The organism is Methylobacterium sp. E-025 (assembly GCF_022829705.1).
GTDB lineage: Bacteria > Pseudomonadota > Alphaproteobacteria > Rhizobiales > Beijerinckiaceae > Methylobacterium.
This window is the reverse complement of record NZ_JAKSYR010000139.1, coordinates 1-16,977: the sequence shown is the minus strand read 5'-3', so window position 1 is coordinate 16,977 and position 16,977 is coordinate 1. Positions and strand designations below refer to the sequence as shown.

Below are 16,977 nucleotides of genomic sequence, written 5' to 3'. Positions count from 1 at the left end.
CTCGATCAATCTGTTGGGCGGGGCTCGACGGCCGCGTACAGAAGCATATCGTATCATGCATTCATCGGGCCAGTGCGGCAATTTGATGACGTCACACGCGCGAGGCGACCAGAAACAAGGAGATACAATCCTCTATCGATGGTCAGTGCAGTCATTTCTGCTGTCGTTGACGGCACTGAATACGATTCGTAGCGTACTTTTATGGCACGCCGAGCGATGACTGCGACCTGACGATTTAAGCTGCCGCTGCGGCAACCTGAGCTTTCTCTTGGATGAGGGCGCGGTGGGACTGACCCACACCCGCTTTGAATTCACAGCGGATCTCGGACGACACGGGTGCCGGACCGGCGGCTCATCGTTCGATGCGGTAGACGCCGCGGTCTGGAGCGAGACCGGGCGGACGTTTATTGGTCGATGAGACCGCACCACGGTTTTCGGACGGTGAACGCCATTTCCGCCATCGGAGTTGCTGCCCAACCGGCAGCCGGCCCGGATTGTCGCCCGACATCCCACCCTGTGATGTCCAAAACCAGGCCATCCTCCTGGCGTTGCCCCCCGTCCCGGCTGCCGGACCCGGATGGTCCGGCAGCCGATCGCTTCCAACCCGGCAGCTCTCGCGTCAACGGGGGCTTGGCCCGGGCTGACGTTCCGCCATCGGTCTCCCCCGGCCTGGGGCACGGCAACGGTACGCGCCGAACAGCGGCCATCGGCGAAGACTTCTGCGAAAACGCCTTCCTGAACCTCGTCATGGATCACGAGCGCCGCACGCACATCGTCCAGCCTCAGGTAGCCGCCACGCCACCATCTCCAGCCCGACGGACCATGCTCGAAAAGGTGTCGAACGTCTTCTCGGTCGGTGTCTGATCGAGATTCCAACCCTCCAGGATCTTCTCCGGGGTCGACGCTTCGACGTTCCCCGGTTTCGACGGAGGCGCGCCCTCGGTTCGGGGGCGTCGCTTGTCGGTCGCTCAGGGGTCGGCGTCGTAGTCCCACGATGCCGGTCGCCGATGACGCTGATCACCTCGAGTTCGGCTTCGACGAACGCCAGATGGAGCCGATGATCCGCTGGCGATCCGAACGCGATGTTCAGTCCGGCATCGAGCACGGTCATCATGGCGTCGTGGTCGAAGTGCGGGACGGTGGAGTCGCCGCGCGCGTTGGCATCGCGCAATTCGGCCTCCCGCGACGCGATCTCCCGTCCGAGTGCGTCGAACCCTTCGCGACTGAGGGGGTCGGCGCCGCGCCGCCGCGCTTCATCCGCGGCGAGCTTGCGATGGCGGAACGTCGCGACCAGACCCTGAAGAACCGTGTCGTCGAGGTCCGAGAGTTTCGGCTGAGCGCTGAGGCAGACGGCGCTTCGCCAAGCGGACGAGCGCGTCCGCCTCGCCATCCAGCCGGCGGGCCCGATCGCGTGCCACGTCCTCGTCGCGGGTGCCGAGGCTGACCCAGAACTCCCGGCCGGCCCGCCTTCCCTTCAGCGAGACGGGCGCGCTTTCGTCGAAGATGCCAGGCCCCGCCGTTCCGAGCACGGCCGGCATGTCGGCGCGCAGCGCATCCGGGATGGTGCGACGGACATAGAAGATGCCCCGACGCTGGACGAGACCCACCATCTGCCTCTGGCTTCGTCGCACGCCCTCGTAGCAGGAGCGCGCTGAAAGCCCACGGCATCAGGAAGATACCGTCATCGCATTGGCGCAAGGACGATTTGGCGGAGAGGGGATTCGCCGCCAACAAGCCTAAACCCCTGACAACAAAGGTTCTATTAACCCGCCGATACCGAAGTTCGTAGCAACTTTTTGGGGCAACCGTCAAACACGAAACCAATCGCGACAGCACCTCGGCCCCGCACTCAAACGGTCATTCCACTTTGCGCTCATCCCGGTCATTCGGCGCCCTCCGTCGGAACGTGCAAAACGGACGCTCCCGCACCCAATTTGTTGAGTCCTGGTTGCGCCATGAGCGGACATCACCCCACCGCCCGGAGGCGGACATTCACTTGCCGGTAGACGATGTTCCGGTGTCGACCCTTCTCGGACCGTCGGAGGGTCCGCTTCGCTGCAGGTTGGCGGAGGATGACCTGCGTCTGGGTCGCGTGGTTTCCAGCCGGTCCGCTTATGGCATGGGATGACGACATCGGACTTTTGCCCGAATGCCGACCGTCCGATTCAGATAGCCGCTCTGAACCGAACGGTCGGCGGTGCGCCTGATACGAGCAGCCCTGCGAGCTTCTCCAACCCTTCGCGAAGCGAGGCTTGGTCCGGCGCCGCGTTGACGCAGACACGCACACTGTCATTCTGGTGCAAGGAGGACACCTCGAATAGGCCGAGTGGCGTGACCCCCACCCCGATGTCTTCGGCGGCTTGCCTGTAAGCCTCGGCAGACCAGCCGTTCCGCAGGTTGAGGCAGAAGTAGAACGCGTTTCGGTGGCTCATGATGGCGCGCTCCGGCATGAGGGAGGCTACGAGGGCCTGCCGGGCTTCGGTTTCCGTCCGCAAGTCGGCCACGACCCGATCGATCTGCTGCGAGGCCAGCAGGCGCGTCGCCCATTCGGCGGTGAAGGGGGAGGCCATCAGGGTGCTGGCTCGAAGGGCGATGCCGAACGCGTAGACCAGATGCCGCGGCACTTTCATGAACCCGACGCGCAGCCCCGGGCCGATGAGTTTCGACACGCTGGAGATGTGCACCACCCGGTCCGGGGCAGAAGCGGCCAGCGGCCGCAACAGCGGATCGGGCAAAAAGCCGTAGACGTCGTCCTCGACGATCATGACGTCGTGGCGTTCACAGACCTCGGCCACCTCCCGACGCCGCTCCGCCGACATCGTCGCCGTGGTCGGGTTGTGCAGCGTCGGCGTGCAGAAGAGGACCTTCGCGTTCGTCCGCCGGCAGACCACGTCGAGATGGTCGGGCACGAGGCCCTCGCGGTCCATACGCACGCCGACCAGCGAACGTCCCAGCATGCCGGCTGCGGATTTCAGGCCGTAGAAGGTGACCTCCTCCGTCAGGACGGCCTCGCCGGGGCGGGTCAGCGCCATGAGCGCCAGCAGCAGGCCGTGCTGGCCGCCGCATGTGATCAGCACGTCGTCGGCCTGCGCCTCGATCCCGAACCGGCCGAGCCAGTGCGCGGCGATGTCCCGATGCCGGCCGAGGCCGATATCGACTTGGGCGGAGAGCATGGCGTCGACATCGACCCCGCCCTCGAAGCACGGCCGGATCGCAGCCAGCGCGGGATGATGCATCGCATGCGCCGGAAAGTTGTGAGACAGGTCGAGGAAGGCCGGACGCGGGGCGGGGGTCCGCAGGGACGACGGACCGTCGGTTGCCTGCACAGGGTTGAGGAACGTGCCTCGTCCGACCTCGCCCCGCGCCAGGCCCGTGCGTTGCATCTCGGCATAGGCTCGGCTGATCGTGCCGATGTTGAGCGACAGCCAGTCGGCGAGGTCCCGCTGCGGCGGCAACCGGTCGCCAGGGCGCAGGATGCCGGCTCGCAGGGCGATCTCCACCGCCCCCACGATGGCGCGAAAGCGCGGACCCGCAGTTCGCTCGACCGCCTCCGTCCATCCCGGTCGCGTCATGCCTGTTCCGATTGTCCGAGTGATTGTCCTAGTTTCATCCGAGTGCCGGCGGAAATTCAAGCAGCTTGCCGCAAGTCTCCCCGCGCAGAACCAGACAATCCGACCTAATCTGATCGTGACAATGCGGTTCACGGTGGTGACCGCGGTAGGGCCTTGCGGGCATGGCCTGCTACGAGGAGTCCACGGTGCCGAATTCCGAGACCACGTCAGCCGCGCTCTTTCACATGATCGCCGGGGGGCCGAAGCCGGTGGCGCCCTTCAGCCATGCGGTCGAGATCGACGGCATGGTGTTCGTGACGGGGCAGATGCCCGATACCCCGCAGGCTCCCGGCCTCCTGCCGGAGGGCATCGAGGCGCAGACCCGCAACGTGATGGCCAATCTCGAAGCCGTGCTGGCCGGGATCGGGCTGGGCTTCGAGCACGTCGTCGTCGCCCGCGCCTTCCTCACGGAGTTCCAGCGCGACTACGCGACCTTCAACACGACCTACAAGTCGTTCTTCCCGCAGGATCGGCTGCCGGCACGCACCTGCATCGGCACGACGGGCCTCGCCTACGACGCGCTGGTCGAGATCGACCTGGTGGCCCATCGCGGAGCGGCACCATCCCGGATGGCCTGAACCGTCCCCGCCGAGACGAGGAACCGGCCCGGCGCAGGATGCGGCGGCACGATCATCATCGAGAGCAGAAGGATCGAGTCATGCTGTTCGTCCGGACCAAGACCTTTGGCATCATCGCCGCCGTGATGCTGACCGTCGGCGCTTCGCAGGCCTTCGCGGCCAGCCTCGAAGAGATCAAGGCCAGGGGGACGATGACCGTCGCGACCGAGGACAGCTACAAGCCGTTCGAATACGTCGAGAACGGCAAGCCGATGGGCCTCGACCACGAACTCCTGGCGCTGCTACGCAAGGAAGCGCCGTTCAAGATCGACCAACAGATCATCCCCTGGACGGGGCTGCTGGCCGGCGTCGCCACGGGCAAGTACGACGTGGCCCTGACCGCCGCCGTGATCACGCCCGAGCGCGTGCAAAGCCTCGCCTTCACCATGCCGATCGCGGACGCCACGCAGTACTACGTCGTCCGTGCTGACGAGTCCCGGATCAAGGGCGTCGCTGATCTGGCCGGCAAGTCGGTGGGCGTTCAATCCGGCGGCGCCTCTTATGCCGCCCTGGCCGATCTCGAACCCACCCTCGCCAAGACCGGGGGCAAGCTCGGCAAGGTGGTGCAGTACACCTCCCTGCCGGAAGCCTACCAAGATCTCGCCAACGGCCGGCTCGACTACGTGATCAACGGCGTCGTGAACCTCGTCAGCCTGACGAAGGATCAGCCCAAGCGCTTCAGGATGGGCGAGGCGGTCGGTGCGCCGACCTATGCGGCCTGGGCCGTGGCCAAGGGCAACGACGGCCTTCTCGCCTATCTCGATACGTTCATGGCGAAAGTGCGGGCGAGCGGCGAACTCTACGCCCTTCAAGAGAAGTGGCTGGGCCGCGCCTTCAAGGACATGCCGGCGACGGCGACCAAGTAGCGGGCTCCCGGGCGGCGAACACCTCAAGCGCGGGGAGGGGCGGCCATGACATGGCCAGCGATCCGGACGATCCTCGACGGCGCGGTGGTCACCGCCGCGCTGGCGGCCGTCAGCATCCTGCTCAGCCTGCCCCTGGGCCTGCTCCTCGCTCTCCTGCGCTGGCGCCGAGTGCCGGTGCTCGCAAGAGCGCTCGCGGCCTTCGTCAGCCTCGTCCGGGCGACGCCCTTCGTAACGCTCGTCCTTTTCGTCTTCTTCATCCTGCCGTCGGCCGGCATCCAGTTGGGCCCGGTGCCGGCCGCCATCCTGGCCCTGACGATGAACACGGCCGCCTTCAGTAGCGAGATCTGGCGCGCCGCCCTCCAGACCTTTCCGCGTGACCAGCGCGAGGCCGCCACAGTGTTCGGACTGTCGGAACGGCAGATCTTCACGCGAATCATCTTCCCGCAGATCTGGCGGACCAATCTCGGGCCTCTCGTCAGCGAGGTCACCATCCTGCTCAAGTGCACCCCGGCGGTGGCGGTCATCGGCGTCGTGGAGATCACCCGCGCCGCCGGCCGGGTCGGTGCCGAGACCTACGAACCGCTGCCGCCGTTCCTGGTGGCGACCCTGATCTACACGGCGCTGATCGCGACGCTCGTACGGGGCCAGCGCGTCGTGGAGCGCAGGATCGCCCGGCGTTACGGGGGCGCGCGCTGATGAGCGGGCTGCTGGCCGTCTGGCAGAGCCGGGACGTCTTCCTGTGGGGGGCCGCCAACACCCTGTCGCTGGTGCTGGGGTGCCTGTTGCTCAGCATCCCCCTCGGCATCCTCGTCGCCATCTTCCTCACCGAGGCCCCCGGACCGCTGCGCCGGTCGCTCGCGGAACTCGTCGATCTCCTGCGCTGCGTGCCGTTCCTGCTGCTGGCCTATCTGGTCTATTACGGCCTGCCCGAGCTCGGCCTCAGGCTCGATCCGTGGTGGGCAGGACTGGCCTCGCTGACGCTCTACACCACGGCCTATCTCGCCGAGATCTTCCGGGCCGCGTTCCTCGCCGTCGCCAGGGATTCCATCGAGGCCGCCCACGCTTTCGGTCTGTCCCGCAGCCTGCTCTACCGGCGCATCATCCTGCCCCAGGTCGCCATCACAGCCGCACCGTTGATCGGAAACCAGGTCATCACGACCATCCGGGACAGCGCCCTTCTCATGATCATCACGGTGCAGGAACTGACCTTCGCAGCGAATTTCGTCAGCGCGAACACCTTCACCCCGTTTGCGCCGTTCGCCGCGGCGGTCGGCCTCTACCCTTATGTCCTTCGTGGTCGAGGACGGCGTACGACGGATGGAAAGAGTGAGGAAGGTGCGCTTTGGCTGAGATCGACGCTGCCATTTCCGTGCAGGGCGTGTGCAAGGATTTCGACGGGTTCGAGGTTCTTCGCGATATCGACCTCAAGATCGCTCCCGGCACGACGACCTGCATCCTCGGGCCGAGCGGCTCGGGCAAATCGACCCTCCTGCGCTGCCTCAACTGGCTGGAGGAGCCGAGCAAAGGCTCGGTGCTCATCCACGGCAAGCCGATCGGCCGGACCGGAACGGCGGCTACCGCGCGCCCCATGGCCCGGCGCGAACTCGCTACCGCGCGAACCAGCATCGCCATGGTCTTCCAGCACTTCGCGCTCTGGCCCCATCTGACGGTGCTGGGCAACGTCGTCGAGGCCCCGGTCCATGTTCTGCGCCGCCCGAGGCGGGAGGCCGAGGCGGAGGGCCGCGCGATCTTGGCGCGCGTCGGCCTTGCGGAGAAGGCCGACGCTTACCCGCATACGCTGTCCGGCGGTCAGAAGCAGCGCGTCGCGATCAGCCGAGCCCTTGCCATGAGGCCGAAGGTCATCCTGTTCGACGAGCCGACCAGTGCCCTCGATCCCGAGATGGTCGGGGAGGTGCTCAGCGTCATCCACGAACTCGCGAAGGAGGGGCTGACCATGGTGATCGTGACCCACGAGATGCGCTTCGCGCGCGATGTGGCGGACACGATCGTCTTCATGGAAAGCGGCTGCATCCGGGAAATCGCGCCACCGAGCATATTCTTCACCGAACCTCGGACGGATCGTGCAAAACGCTTCCTGACCCGACCCTAACCGGCGATCCTGCAACTCGTCCTGCCGTTCCCGCAAATTGAGGCTGACGTCCGCTTTCGAATACTCGACGGAACAGGCGGGACGACCCTCTGGGGTCGCAGGTGGTCGCAGATCATCACGGTGCGCCTTGGTTCCGTAGCGTGCTCCAAACAGAACCGTGGCTGCAACGGTCCATGCGCCTCTCCGGTGCGAATTGATGCCTGCCTCAGCTGCTGATTGAGGACCGCCCGACTGGGATGGACCATCCTGGCTCCCCTCCAGCGAGTGGAGCCATCCCATGACTATCCCCGCCCTTTCTCCCGCAGCCGTCAGCCTGCTGCGTCAGACCCGATCAGAGGTCCCAGGGCGGCCGCGGCTGCCATGTCGCGACAAGCAGGTCCACGAACGCCGTGACCTTGGGCGGCAGGAGCCGACGGACCGGGTACACAACCGACAGCGGCTCGCCTTCAGACGCGTGGCCCGCGAGGATCGGGACGAGCCTGCCATCCCTCAGTTCGTCGGAGATGAGGAACGTGGCCAACTGCCCGATCCCGAGGCCGGCGACGACCAGGTCGCGCAGCCCCTCCGCGTTGTTGGAAGTCAGCGGGCCCCCAACCGCGACCGTCCGCCGGGCGCCGTGGTCGCGGAACCGCCATTCGACCGGGCGCCCGCCATGAGAGAACGTCAGGCAATCGTGATCCGGCAGGTCCTCGATGGTCACCGGCGTGCCCCGGCGAGCGAGGTAGTCCGGCGCGGCACAGGTCACGAGCGTGTGGGCCGCCACCTTCCTGCTCACGAGGTTGCTGTCGACCATGCCGCCGACGCGGACCGCGACGTCGATGCCCTCATCGACGAGGTCGACGTAACGGTCGCTGAAGCTGATGTTCACGCTCACCGCCGGCCAAAGGCGCATGTACCGCTGGAGGACGGGCAGCACCTGCAGGCGCCCAAGCGAGACCGGCAGGTCGATCCTCAGGCGTCCACTCGGCGCGACGCCCCGTGCCGTCACCTCCGCCTCGGCGGCTTCCAACGCTTCCAGGATCTCCGCGCATTGCCCGTGGAAGTTTGCGCCCTCGTCGGTGAGCGTCACGCTGCGGGTCGTGCGGTGCAGCAGGCGAGCGCCGAGGCGTGCCTCCAGGCGCGTGATCCGCTTGCCAACCGTGGACCGCGAAAGGCCGAGCCGCTCGGCCGCCACCGTGAAGCTCCGCGCGTCCGCCGCGTGCACGAATGCGACGATGTCCTCGATGCGCTCAGGCGACATGGCGGGACTGCCGTGCGACGCGGTCCCGGTTTCGGCGTGGGGCTCGCCGGTACGATACCGCACCGGTGCCCCGGTTTCGGTCATCAGCGGTCGAGAAGCGTACCGGTGTGCAGCAGGTGGCGGACATTGGCGGCGACCTGGTTGCGGGCGCCGAGCCTCTCGATGAGCTGCGCCGGACGGCTGCCCCGCAGGCCGGCGAACGTCAGTTCCTTGTCGCGGACATACGTGTAGACGCCGCTCACCGCAAACGGAGACGCATACGCGACAGCGGCCGCCAGGCCCTCGCTGGCTTGCAGGAAGGCGTCGGACGCGTAGAACAGACTCCGGTCCAGGGGTGAGGCGAAGGCGAGGTCGAGGATCGCGATCAGGCGACGTTCGGCCGGGACCTCGTGCCCGACATTGGGCGCCGGGGGAGCCGGGTGGGCGTTGTCGTAAGGCTCCGGCAGATGGAGGCGAACCCGCAGCACCGCCTCCTCGGCGGCGAGCGCGCGGGCGAGACGACCGATGCGGTCGCCGAACACTGCCGCATCGTCATGGGCGGCACCGAGATGCAGGTGAATGCGGTCGAGACCATCGTCAGCGTTCGGGGAGGGTTCCGCGACCCGGTCGACCAGCGTCGTTGACCCCTTCGGCAGCGCGTAGGCGACCGTCGCCGCGAACATGTTCTGCTCGTCCGCAAACAGGATCGGGCAAGCCTCGTTGAATGCCGCCTGGTCCTCCGCGGAGTGGAAGCCGATCTCGACGCCGCCATCCAACTCGTAAGCCGGGAACGGCTCGATGCTCTCCATCTGCGGCCAGAGGCGTGCGTCCTGCTCGCGGGAGAGGTGGTTCTGTACGTACCAGCCGAGCCCGGGGATGCGCGAGCACAGCGGACCGTGCACGTCCCGCCAGTAGGTGGCGAACAGCTCGTGCGGCACCTTCGGATGGCGGAGCACCGTGGTGTAGGAGTTGATTGCGATAGGCTTATCGCGGTGGGCGTAATCGACGGTCGTCGTGAGTTTGGGCAAGATCGTATCCTTGGATGAGGCGGAGCGCGGGATCGCGGGAGCGGCTCAAGCGGCTTGGTAGGACGGGTAGTCGACGTACCCAGCAGCCCCCCCGCCGTAGAATGTCGCCTTGTCCGGGACCGCGAGCGGGAAGCCTTCCCGCAGACGTGCGACCAGGTCCGGATTGGCGATGAACGCCTGCCCAAAGGCGGCGAGGTCGATGGTCCCCTCGCTGATGAGCGCGTTCGCCCGGTCGAGGGTCATGCCCCCGGCGAGGATGATCGCGCCGGTCGGGAAGGCCTTGCGGAGCTTGTCCCAGAAGGGGGGCTGAGCCGGGATCGCATCCACCGTCATCTCGCCGGTGTCGAAGCCCGATTGGTCCATGACGTGGATGTAGGCGATGCCGCGCCGGTCGAGCTCCGCCGCCAGCGTGAGGTAGGTCACCTCGGTCCCGTCGTAGGCGGGCATGTCGAACAGCCGGCCATAGGGCGAGATCCGGATGCCGACCTTGGAGGCTCCGATGCGTGCGGCAATGGCGTCGACCACGTCGAGCGTGAAGGCGATGCGGCCCGCGACCGTTGCCCCAGTGTAGCGGTCGGTGCGGTCGTTCACGTACGGGTTGAGAAATTGCTCGTGCAGGTAGCCGTTGGCGCCGTGGATCTCGACGCCGTCGAACCCGGCCGCGACGGCGTTCGAGGCGGCCGTCGCGAAGTTTTCTACCACCCGGCGGACCTCGTCCGTCGACAGGGCGCGCGGCGTGGACGTCTTTACGAAGGCCGGCTTGCCGGCATCGTCGTAGGCGTAGGCCTTGGCGCCCGCCGCCGTCCTGGCCGAGGCGCTGACCGGCAGACCCTGGTCCTTCTGAAGTGACGTGTGCGATACGCGTCCCACGTGCCAGAGCTGAGCGAACATGTGGCCGCCGGCGCCGCGGACCGAGTCGGTAACAGTCTTCCACCCGGCGACCTGCGGGGCTGAGAAGATGCCGGGGTTAAACAGGTAGCCCCGTCCCTCCTCGCTGATGGTCGTGCCCTCGGACACGATCAGCCCTGCGGTCGCCCGCTGCGTGTAGTAGAGCGCGGTCATCGTGTCGGCGGCGTCGTTCGCTGCCCTGGACCGGGTCAGCGGCGCCATCACGATCCGATTCGCCAGCTCGAGCCCTGCTAGGGAAAACGAAGTGAACAATGGGGACACGAGGTTCCTTTCGGACTGGGCTGCCGGTTCCTGCCTTCCGGCGGCACGTTACTTCTGAAGGATAAGGGCAGCCGGCGTCCGAGGAAGCCGGATCGGATCGGATCTAAGGGGACACCACGTCCCCAATCGCTGCGTCCGCGGGGGAGAGGGGTCGGTAGGCCGTACAGGCCCAGCAAGGTCTTGTGATGCCGCCCCCTACCTCCGCCATGCATCCCGGTGGTCGCAGGACGGGTCGTGATCTCATCCTCAACCGAATCGAGCGCGCCCCCCTCGAAGGGCATCCAGGCGGAAGGCATACGGTCCCTAGCTACCGGCTCGGGAGACTGCGCCAGCCATTCGGGAATGGCGCGCGGCCGACGACACCACCTGGACGGCGAGCTCGACGGCGGCATCCTTTGCCAGACCCCAACCCTAGAGCGGACGGACAGGTCTCGACCCGATTGCGCCGTCGCAGGGGGGGTCCATAAGACCCACAGGCGGACGTCCGATCGGTTCATGTGTTCGATCCAGCGGTTCGAGCATCATCCTGTGAGGAATGGCGCAGTATCTGTGTGCTCCTAAGAGGCGCCCCGACGCCGGTGAGGTTGCGGTGCAACCGGACGACGACGGATGCTTGAAGCGATCTCACGGGTCCGCGTTCCACCGCGTTCCCGGCCGGGCAAGAGGCAACTGGAGCAGGTTAGGCGACTTGATAGGCCGGGCGCGATGGCGCTCACTAGGAGCGACGCCAGCCATGCCCGGAACCGAAATCCGCCTTGCCCTCGGAGCGATCCCGATGGGGGGCATGAAGGAGGGATCGGCCGGGGATGAGAAGGTGCTGTTCGTGCGCGACGCCTCCGGTGTGCGGGCGTTTCAGGCCAAGTGCCCGCATCTCGGGGCGCCGCTCGCCAAGGGCGAGATCTGCGGCGGACGCCTCTACTGCCCCTGGCACAAGGCCGCTTTCGCGCTGGCCGACGGAAGCCTCGAGGAGCCGCCGGCCCTCGATTCCCTGACGCGCTACCTTGTCCGCATCGAGGGGTCAGAAGTCGTCGCGACCCTCACGCCGGCGCCGGCGCCGGCAAAGACGGCGAGCGCGGCCGTGGAGAGCGTGCTCATCGTCGGCTCGGGCGCGGCGGCCGTCGCGTGCGTGAAGACCCTGCGCCGCGAAGGCTATGACGGGCCGATCACCATGGTCGGCCGCGAGGCGCACCCGCCCTACGACCGGACGAAGCTCTCCAAGCAGTTCCTCGCCAAGCCGACCCCGCCGGAAAAGGTGCTGATCGAGCCCGATTTCGACCAGATCAACAAGGTCGAGCGTATCACCGGGGAGGTCGTCAAGGTCGATCCCTCCCGACGCGACATCACCTTGGGAGACGGCCGGACCTTCGAGGCCGACGCGATCCTCGTTGCCACCGGAAGTCGGGCGGTGCTGCCCGACTTCCCCGGCAAGGACCTCGGCGGGGTCTTCATTTTGCGCAGTCTCGACGACGCGATCCGCATCAGCGAGGCGGCGCGCGCGGGTGGGTCGGTCGTCGTGGTGGGCGCCGGCTTCATCGGCATGGAGGCCGCTGCGTTCCTTAACAAGCGCGGGCTGTCCGTAACGGTGCTGGCGCGCGAGGAGGTGCCCTTCGCCAAGCGCTTCGGCGAGGCGGTGGGCGCAGCGCTGAAGCAGCACCATGCCGACAACGGCGTCACGTTCGAGACCGGCTCCGTCGTCAGGATCACTGGCATCAGTCGTGTCGAAGCTGTCGAGACGAAGGACGGACGGCGCCTCCCGGCCGACATCGTTCTCGTCGGCGCAGGTGCAGATCCGGAAAGCAGCCTGATCGCGGGCGTCGAGCCCGGCGAAGGCGGCGGTCTCGAGGTCGGCGGGGACCTCAAGCTCGCGGACGGCGTCTGGATCGCAGGCGATATCGCCGCTTTCCCTGAGAGGGCGAGCAGCGAGACCGCACGGATCGAGCATTGGCGTCTCGCGCAGCAGCACGGCACCCATGTGGCCCATGCCATCCTCGGCCGAAGCGGCGTGTTCGCAGGTGCTCCATTCTTCTGGAGCAACCAGGGCGACAAGCGGCTCGATTACGGTGGATACGCCAAAGGTTTCGACCGGATCATCGTTCAGGGCGACCCCTCCGCCCTCGACATCATCGCCTATTACGTCACCGGCGACAGAGTGACCGCCGCCTGCAGCATCGGCCGCAACAGTGCCTTCACCGCCTTCCTGCACTTGCTCGGCCTCGGAAGTCTTCCCTCGGCGGCCGAGATCGAGGCCGGGGCGGACCTGCCCACCCTTGCGCGCGAGGCTGCCTAGCGGCTGTCCGGCAACCGATCGAGAACCGCGGCAAGGTCAGGCGCTAGGTTCAGGGATCAAGCCGCCGGGTCGGCGTGGCGCCGGCCCTCCGTTCTTTCGTGCCGCGCGGACCGCCGCGCCCCCAGGGCATCGGCGGTCGGATGCCCTCCGGCGTTCACGACCGATCGGAATGGGCGAATAGCCGACATGCGTCGCATTCCGCGCTCACGTCCGGTTTCTCGGGTCTGCGTTCCAGGAGTGGACTTGCGGAAACCTAGCCGCCTCGGACGTTCCGCTCTCGACCCTTCCGGACCCTGGGGAGGTCCGCTTCTCGGTAGCTTGGTGGAGGATGACCTACGTCCAGGTCGAAAGGATTGGGGGTTGATCCGCTTCGGGGAACCCAAGCCATGAAGCGGACCTTCGTTCGGGCAACGACTTTCGGCAGGTAGACTTCGGCGAGGTTTGGCCGGGCGGTCAGACCAGCCGTGCGCCGCCGTCGATGTGGAGGGTCTCGCCGTTCATGAAGCCGTTGCTCATGAGGAAGACGACCGCTGCACCAGCCTCCTCCGCCGTGCCGAGACGACGCTGGGGGAGCTTCTCGGTGAGGGCGGCGACGTAGGCGTCGCGATGCGTGCCCAGCGTACGGGAGAGAAGCGGCGTGTCCGTGGTGCCGGGTGAGAGCGTATTCACGCGTATCGGCGCGAGTTCCAGCGCCAGACCCCGGGCAAAAGCCTCCATCGCGGCCGAGGCGGCGGCGAGCACTGCCGTTCCCTGGGCGCTCGGGCGATCCGCCAGCGCTCCCGAGATGAAGGTCACCGAGCCATCGGAAGCGAGGCGTTCACCGAGCGTCCGTAGGGTATGGACGGCCGCCCAGATCCGCTCGTCGAAGGCGCGCTTCAGGTACTCGACCTCGGCATCCAGGACCTTGCCGGCGACGAAGGTGCCGGCGAGGAGGACGAGGTGGTCCACGTGCGGGATGTCCGCGAGGGCCTGTGCGATGGTCTCGGGCTTGGTCACGTCGGCCGCACGCTAGCCATTGAAGCCGTTCTCCGTCGCGACCCGCTCCGCGCCCTCAGGGTTGAACCCGACGACGATGACCTTGGCGCCCGCGGCCTTGGCCTGGATCGCGGAGGCCAAACCGATGCCGGAGGTGCCACCGAAGATGACGACAGTGCGATCTTGAAGGGTGGAAGCCGCAAGCGAGCTGATGTCGTTCATGGTCCTGATCCTCGTGCTCGGGGCGTCGGTCGCCGGGGACCAAAACCTAGATCTTCGCTTTGGGCTTGATAATTCTGCCGCATGGCGGTTCAGTTACGCCATGACGGCACAAATTGGGCTCGACCGGCTCACCGGCCTCATCGCATTCGCTCGTGCCGGCTCGCTGGGGAGCTATACCGCGGCAGCGCGCGCGCTCTCGATCTCGCCCTCCGCGGTGAGCAAAAGCGTCCAGCGCCTAGAGCAGCATCTTGGTCTGCGCCTCTTCCACCGAACCACCCGGTCGCTCACGCTCACTTCGGAAGGACGCGACCTGCACGAGCGAGCGCTTCGCCTGCTACGCGATGCCGCGGAGATCGAGCAGATGGCGGTGGCGGCCCGCTCGGAACCAGCCGGGACCCTGAAAGTCACGGCGCCTTTGCCGGTAGGCCTGCACCTGATTGCTCCGGCACTACCCCGTTTCCGTGAGCGCTACCCGAAGCTGATGGTGGACCTGCGCCTCGGCGATGGCTTTGCCGACCTGATCGCGGACGGCATCGACGTCGCCATCCGCGTCGGGGATCTCGGAGACAGCCGACTGATCGCTCGAACGCTGGCGCCACACCGTGTCTGCGCATTCGCATCCCCGGCCTATCTGGTCCGGCGCGGAACCCCACGGCATCCGGACGAACTCGTAAACCACGACTGCGTGAACTTTCGCTTCCAGAGCACTGGCCAAGCGCTACGCTGGCCTTTTCGAGCCGGGGATCGCATCCTGGAGATCGTACCCAACGCCGGCATCGTCACCGACAACAGCGACGCCGTTGCATCCGCTCTCGTCGCGGGTGGCGGCATCGGCATCTCGCCGACCTATCTGGCGGCTCCCTTCGTCGAACGCGGCGAACTCATCCCGATCCTGCATGAGTATTCCGTGGACCGCCACGCAATGATCGCCCTGTGGCCGGAGAGCCGCCGGGGCAATCCAAACGTGAAGGCGTTCCTGACCTTCCTCGGCGAAATCTTTCGAACCCCGGCGCCCTGGGACGTGACAGTGGCGGCTCATGTGGGCCGCATGTCCCAGGATCGTGTTGGTAAGCCCGTCTAAGCTCGATGGCGACCGAGCTCGAAGGCTGACGGCAAGGCCATCGCGCTCGATAGTGATCCACTTGCGGGGAGCCTTCGCCGGACACGAAGCGACCGGCTCGAGTCGCTGACGGAACGTCTTCTTCCGGAAGCAAGATCAAGGTTCGGTTGCCTCTTCATGAAGCATCACGGGGTGATGGTCCTGGGACCGATCATCGCGGAAGCCTGGGACGACCTCTACGATCTCGAGCGGGCTGCCGAGGTGCAGACCCTGGCGCTCTCGACCGGGCGCCAGGTCATCCCCGTGGATCCCGCGATCGCCGAAGCCACGGCCCGCCAGATGCGCGCCGGCGATCCCGAATCCGCCCGCCTGCCCCTGTCCGCGATCCGGAGAATCCTGGATCGCGAGGAGCCGGCGTACCGGGACTGACGCGGCGGAAGGAACGAAGGCACGGCCGGCGGCGGATCCATCCGTCCCAAGCGCCGGGGCAGCCCGATGGGAGTTGCGATGTCCGACAGAGGCGCCGACGCGGTCCGCTGGCTCGAAGCACGGGAGGCCGCGATGCTGGCCCTGCTCGCGGTTCTCGTGAACATCGATCCCAATTCCCACGAGAAGGCCGGCGTCGATGACGTCGGTGCCCGGATCGGTGGGTTTCTCGCCGAGCATGGTGTGTCCGTCGCCACGATCCCGATCGCAGGATACGGCGATGCGCTGAAGGCCCACGTGACCGGGAGCGGCGGCGCCAATCGGCCGGCGGTGCTGATGGGGCACCGCGACACGGTGTTCCCGACCGGCGAGGCCGCGCGGCGGCCGTTCCGGGTCTCGGATGGTCGCGCCTACGGCCCGGGCGTCGCCGACATGAAGGCCGGCCTCGCGATGAACGCCTTCCGCCTCGCCGCCTTCCAACGGGTGGGCGGGGCACCGTCCCCGCTCGTCGGCCTGTTCACCAGCGACGAGGAGACCGCGTCGCCGGCCTGCCGCCCGATCATCGAGGAGACGACGCGCGGCGCGCGCGCCGTGCTGAATTCGGAGCCGGGGCGCCCGTCGGGCGATGTGGTGACGGGCCGCAAGGGCGGCGTGTTCATGGCGTCGACGGTGCATGGCAAGGCTGCCCATTCCGGCGCCAACCCCGCGGACGGGACCAGCGCCATCGGCGAACTCGCCCACAAGACGATCGCGCTGCATGCGATCACCGACCTCGAACGCGGCACCACCGTGAACGTCGGACTCGTCTCGGGCGGCCAGTCGGTCAACACGGTCGCGCCGCTCGCCACCTGCGAGATCGACCTGCGCTACGTCCGCCCGGAGGATCGCGAAGCAGCCATGGCACGCATCGCGGCGATCGTAACCGAGGCCACGCTTCCCGGCATTTCGGCCGCTTTGACGATCCGGGGGGGGCCTGCCGCTCCTGCAGGATGCGGCCTCGCGCGCCCTGTTCGAGGCTTATGCCGGAGCGAGCGCGCTACGGTGCGACGGTCTCGGGCGCGTTCACGGGCGGCTGCGCCGATTCCGGATTCACCGCCAGCGTCGGCTGCCCGACTCTCTGTGCGGTCGGCCCCGTCGGCGGCCGGGCCCATTCTCCGGCGCGCTAAGGCCGACCTCGCCCGGATCTACGGCGAGTTCCCGCGTCTCGCCGCGCGCCGGGCGCAGGCGGCCGGAACCCTTTCGGGGGGCGAGCAGCAGATGCTGGCGATCGGCCGGGCGCTGATGGCGCGGCCCAAGCTCGTCCTGTTCGACGAGCCGTCCCTTGGGCTTGCCCCCAACATCGTCGAGCGGATGTTCTCGGTGATCCGCGCGATCTGCAATGCCGGG

15 protein-coding genes and 1 pseudogene are annotated in these 16,977 nt (G+C 67.2%); 9 read left to right on the top strand and 7 right to left on the bottom strand.

Annotated elements, in window-relative coordinates; translation table 11 throughout:
- Positions 1–1,253: 1,253 nt before the first annotated feature.
- Both MKK64_RS28460 and MKK64_RS20240 read right to left on the bottom strand, forming a co-directional pair.
- Positions 1,254–1,610 carry a DUF6538 domain-containing protein gene (locus MKK64_RS28460; protein ID WP_409567986.1) on the bottom strand — a complete coding sequence of 119 codons (357 nt, stop codon included), beginning with the start codon at positions 1,608–1,610 and terminating at the stop codon, positions 1,254–1,256.
- Between the two features lie 555 nt (positions 1,611–2,165).
- Positions 2,166–3,572 carry a PLP-dependent aminotransferase family protein gene (locus MKK64_RS20240; RefSeq protein ID WP_243936722.1) on the bottom strand — a complete coding sequence of 469 codons (1,407 nt, stop codon included), beginning with the start codon at positions 3,570–3,572 and terminating at the stop codon, positions 2,166–2,168.
- 224 nt (positions 3,573–3,796) lie between these two features.
- On the opposite strand from MKK64_RS20240, the gene MKK64_RS20235 reads away from it, so the two are divergent.
- The 5 genes and pseudogenes from MKK64_RS20235 to MKK64_RS20215 all read left to right on the top strand — a co-directional run bounded on the left by MKK64_RS20235 (position 3,797) and on the right by MKK64_RS20215 (position 7,204).
- A complete protein-coding gene (locus MKK64_RS20235) occupies positions 3,797–4,189 on the top strand; it encodes a RidA family protein (protein WP_243932971.1) in 393 nt (130 codons plus the stop codon).
- A gap of 38 nt (positions 4,190–4,227) precedes the next feature.
- Positions 4,228–5,094: a transporter substrate-binding domain-containing protein gene (locus tag MKK64_RS20230; RefSeq protein ID WP_243936720.1), complete on the top strand. Its 867-nt coding sequence runs from the start codon at positions 4,228–4,230 to the stop codon at positions 5,092–5,094.
- Positions 5,095–5,139: 45 nt separating this feature from the next.
- A complete protein-coding gene (locus MKK64_RS20225; RefSeq protein ID WP_243936719.1) occupies positions 5,140–5,790 on the top strand; it encodes an amino acid ABC transporter permease in 651 nt (216 codons plus the stop codon).
- A pseudogene (locus tag MKK64_RS20220) lies at positions 5,790–6,305 on the top strand (amino acid ABC transporter permease); the annotation flags it as partial. The gene MKK64_RS20225 and the pseudogene MKK64_RS20220, both read left to right, overlap by 1 nt.
- Before the next feature lie 131 nt (positions 6,306–6,436).
- On the top strand, positions 6,437–7,204 hold the full coding sequence (locus MKK64_RS20215) for an amino acid ABC transporter ATP-binding protein (protein WP_279593282.1): 768 nt from the start codon (positions 6,437–6,439) through the stop codon (positions 7,202–7,204).
- 331 nt (positions 7,205–7,535) lie between these two features.
- Here MKK64_RS20215 and MKK64_RS20210 read toward each other — a convergent pair whose 3' ends face one another.
- The 3 genes from MKK64_RS20210 to MKK64_RS20200 are packed head-to-tail and all read right to left on the bottom strand — an operon-like array spanning position 7,536 to position 10,621.
- Positions 7,536–8,528: a LysR family transcriptional regulator gene (locus MKK64_RS20210; RefSeq protein WP_243936718.1), complete on the bottom strand. Its 993-nt coding sequence runs from the start codon at positions 8,526–8,528 to the stop codon at positions 7,536–7,538.
- On the bottom strand, positions 8,528–9,451 hold the full coding sequence (locus MKK64_RS20205; RefSeq protein ID WP_243936717.1) for a hypothetical protein: 924 nt from the start codon (positions 9,449–9,451) through the stop codon (positions 8,528–8,530). The genes MKK64_RS20210 and MKK64_RS20205 overlap by 1 nt, the downstream gene beginning before the upstream one ends.
- A 45-nt stretch (positions 9,452–9,496) precedes the next feature.
- Positions 9,497–10,621, bottom strand: a complete 1,125-nt coding sequence (locus MKK64_RS20200; protein ID WP_313898925.1) for an alkene reductase — start codon at positions 10,619–10,621, stop codon at positions 9,497–9,499.
- A gap of 733 nt (positions 10,622–11,354) precedes the next feature.
- On the opposite strand from MKK64_RS20200, the gene MKK64_RS20195 reads away from it, so the two are divergent.
- The gene (locus tag MKK64_RS20195; RefSeq protein ID WP_279593285.1) at positions 11,355–12,908 is read left to right on the top strand and encodes an FAD-dependent oxidoreductase; all 1,554 of its coding nucleotides are present in this window, start codon (positions 11,355–11,357) and stop codon (positions 12,906–12,908) included.
- Positions 12,909–13,361: 453 nt separating this feature from the next.
- On the opposite strand, the gene MKK64_RS20190 is transcribed toward MKK64_RS20195, so the two are convergent.
- Both MKK64_RS20190 and MKK64_RS20185 read right to left on the bottom strand, forming a co-directional pair.
- Positions 13,362–13,904 carry an SDR family oxidoreductase gene (locus MKK64_RS20190; protein WP_243936714.1) on the bottom strand — a complete coding sequence of 181 codons (543 nt, stop codon included), beginning with the start codon at positions 13,902–13,904 and terminating at the stop codon, positions 13,362–13,364.
- A gap of 12 nt (positions 13,905–13,916) precedes the next feature.
- On the bottom strand, positions 13,917–14,105 hold the full coding sequence (locus tag MKK64_RS20185; RefSeq protein ID WP_243936713.1) for an SDR family NAD(P)-dependent oxidoreductase: 189 nt from the start codon (positions 14,103–14,105) through the stop codon (positions 13,917–13,919).
- 100 nt (positions 14,106–14,205) lie between these two features.
- Between MKK64_RS20185 and MKK64_RS20180 the strand changes: the two genes are divergently transcribed.
- The 3 genes from MKK64_RS20180 to MKK64_RS20170 form a co-directional block, all read left to right on the top strand.
- Positions 14,206–15,186, top strand: coding sequence for a LysR family transcriptional regulator (locus MKK64_RS20180; RefSeq protein ID WP_243936753.1), 981 nt, complete (start codon positions 14,206–14,208; stop codon positions 15,184–15,186).
- A gap of 105 nt (positions 15,187–15,291) precedes the next feature.
- On the top strand, positions 15,292–15,594 hold the full coding sequence (locus MKK64_RS20175; protein ID WP_279593284.1) for a class II aldolase/adducin family protein: 303 nt from the start codon (positions 15,292–15,294) through the stop codon (positions 15,592–15,594).
- A gap of 132 nt (positions 15,595–15,726) precedes the next feature.
- Positions 15,727–16,977 (top strand): M20/M25/M40 family metallo-hydrolase (locus MKK64_RS20170; RefSeq protein WP_243936712.1); only part of this gene is annotated, 1,251 nt, incomplete at its 3' end.

Coding starts and splice junctions, on each gene's coding strand:
- MKK64_RS20240 (WP_243936722.1), bottom strand. CDS start 3,572: ATGACGCGACCGGGATGGACGGAGGCGGTCGAGCGAACTGCGGGTCCG.
- MKK64_RS20210 (WP_243936718.1), bottom strand. CDS start 8,528: ATGACCGAAACCGGGGCACCGGTGCGGTATCGTACCGGCGAGCCCCAC.
- MKK64_RS20195 (WP_279593285.1), top strand. CDS start 11,355: ATGCCCGGAACCGAAATCCGCCTTGCCCTCGGAGCGATCCCGATGGGG.
- MKK64_RS20225 (WP_243936719.1), top strand. CDS start 5,140: ATGACATGGCCAGCGATCCGGACGATCCTCGACGGCGCGGTGGTCACC.
- MKK64_RS20230 (WP_243936720.1), top strand. CDS start 4,228: ATGCGGCGGCACGATCATCATCGAGAGCAGAAGGATCGAGTCATGCTG.
- MKK64_RS28460 (WP_409567986.1), bottom strand. CDS start 1,610: ATGGTGGGTCTCGTCCAGCGTCGGGGCATCTTCTATGTCCGTCGCACC.
- MKK64_RS20235 (WP_243932971.1), top strand. CDS start 3,797: ATGATCGCCGGGGGGCCGAAGCCGGTGGCGCCCTTCAGCCATGCGGTC.
- MKK64_RS20180 (WP_243936753.1), top strand. CDS start 14,206: ATGACGGCACAAATTGGGCTCGACCGGCTCACCGGCCTCATCGCATTC.
- MKK64_RS20185 (WP_243936713.1), bottom strand. CDS start 14,105: ATGAACGACATCAGCTCGCTTGCGGCTTCCACCCTTCAAGATCGCACT.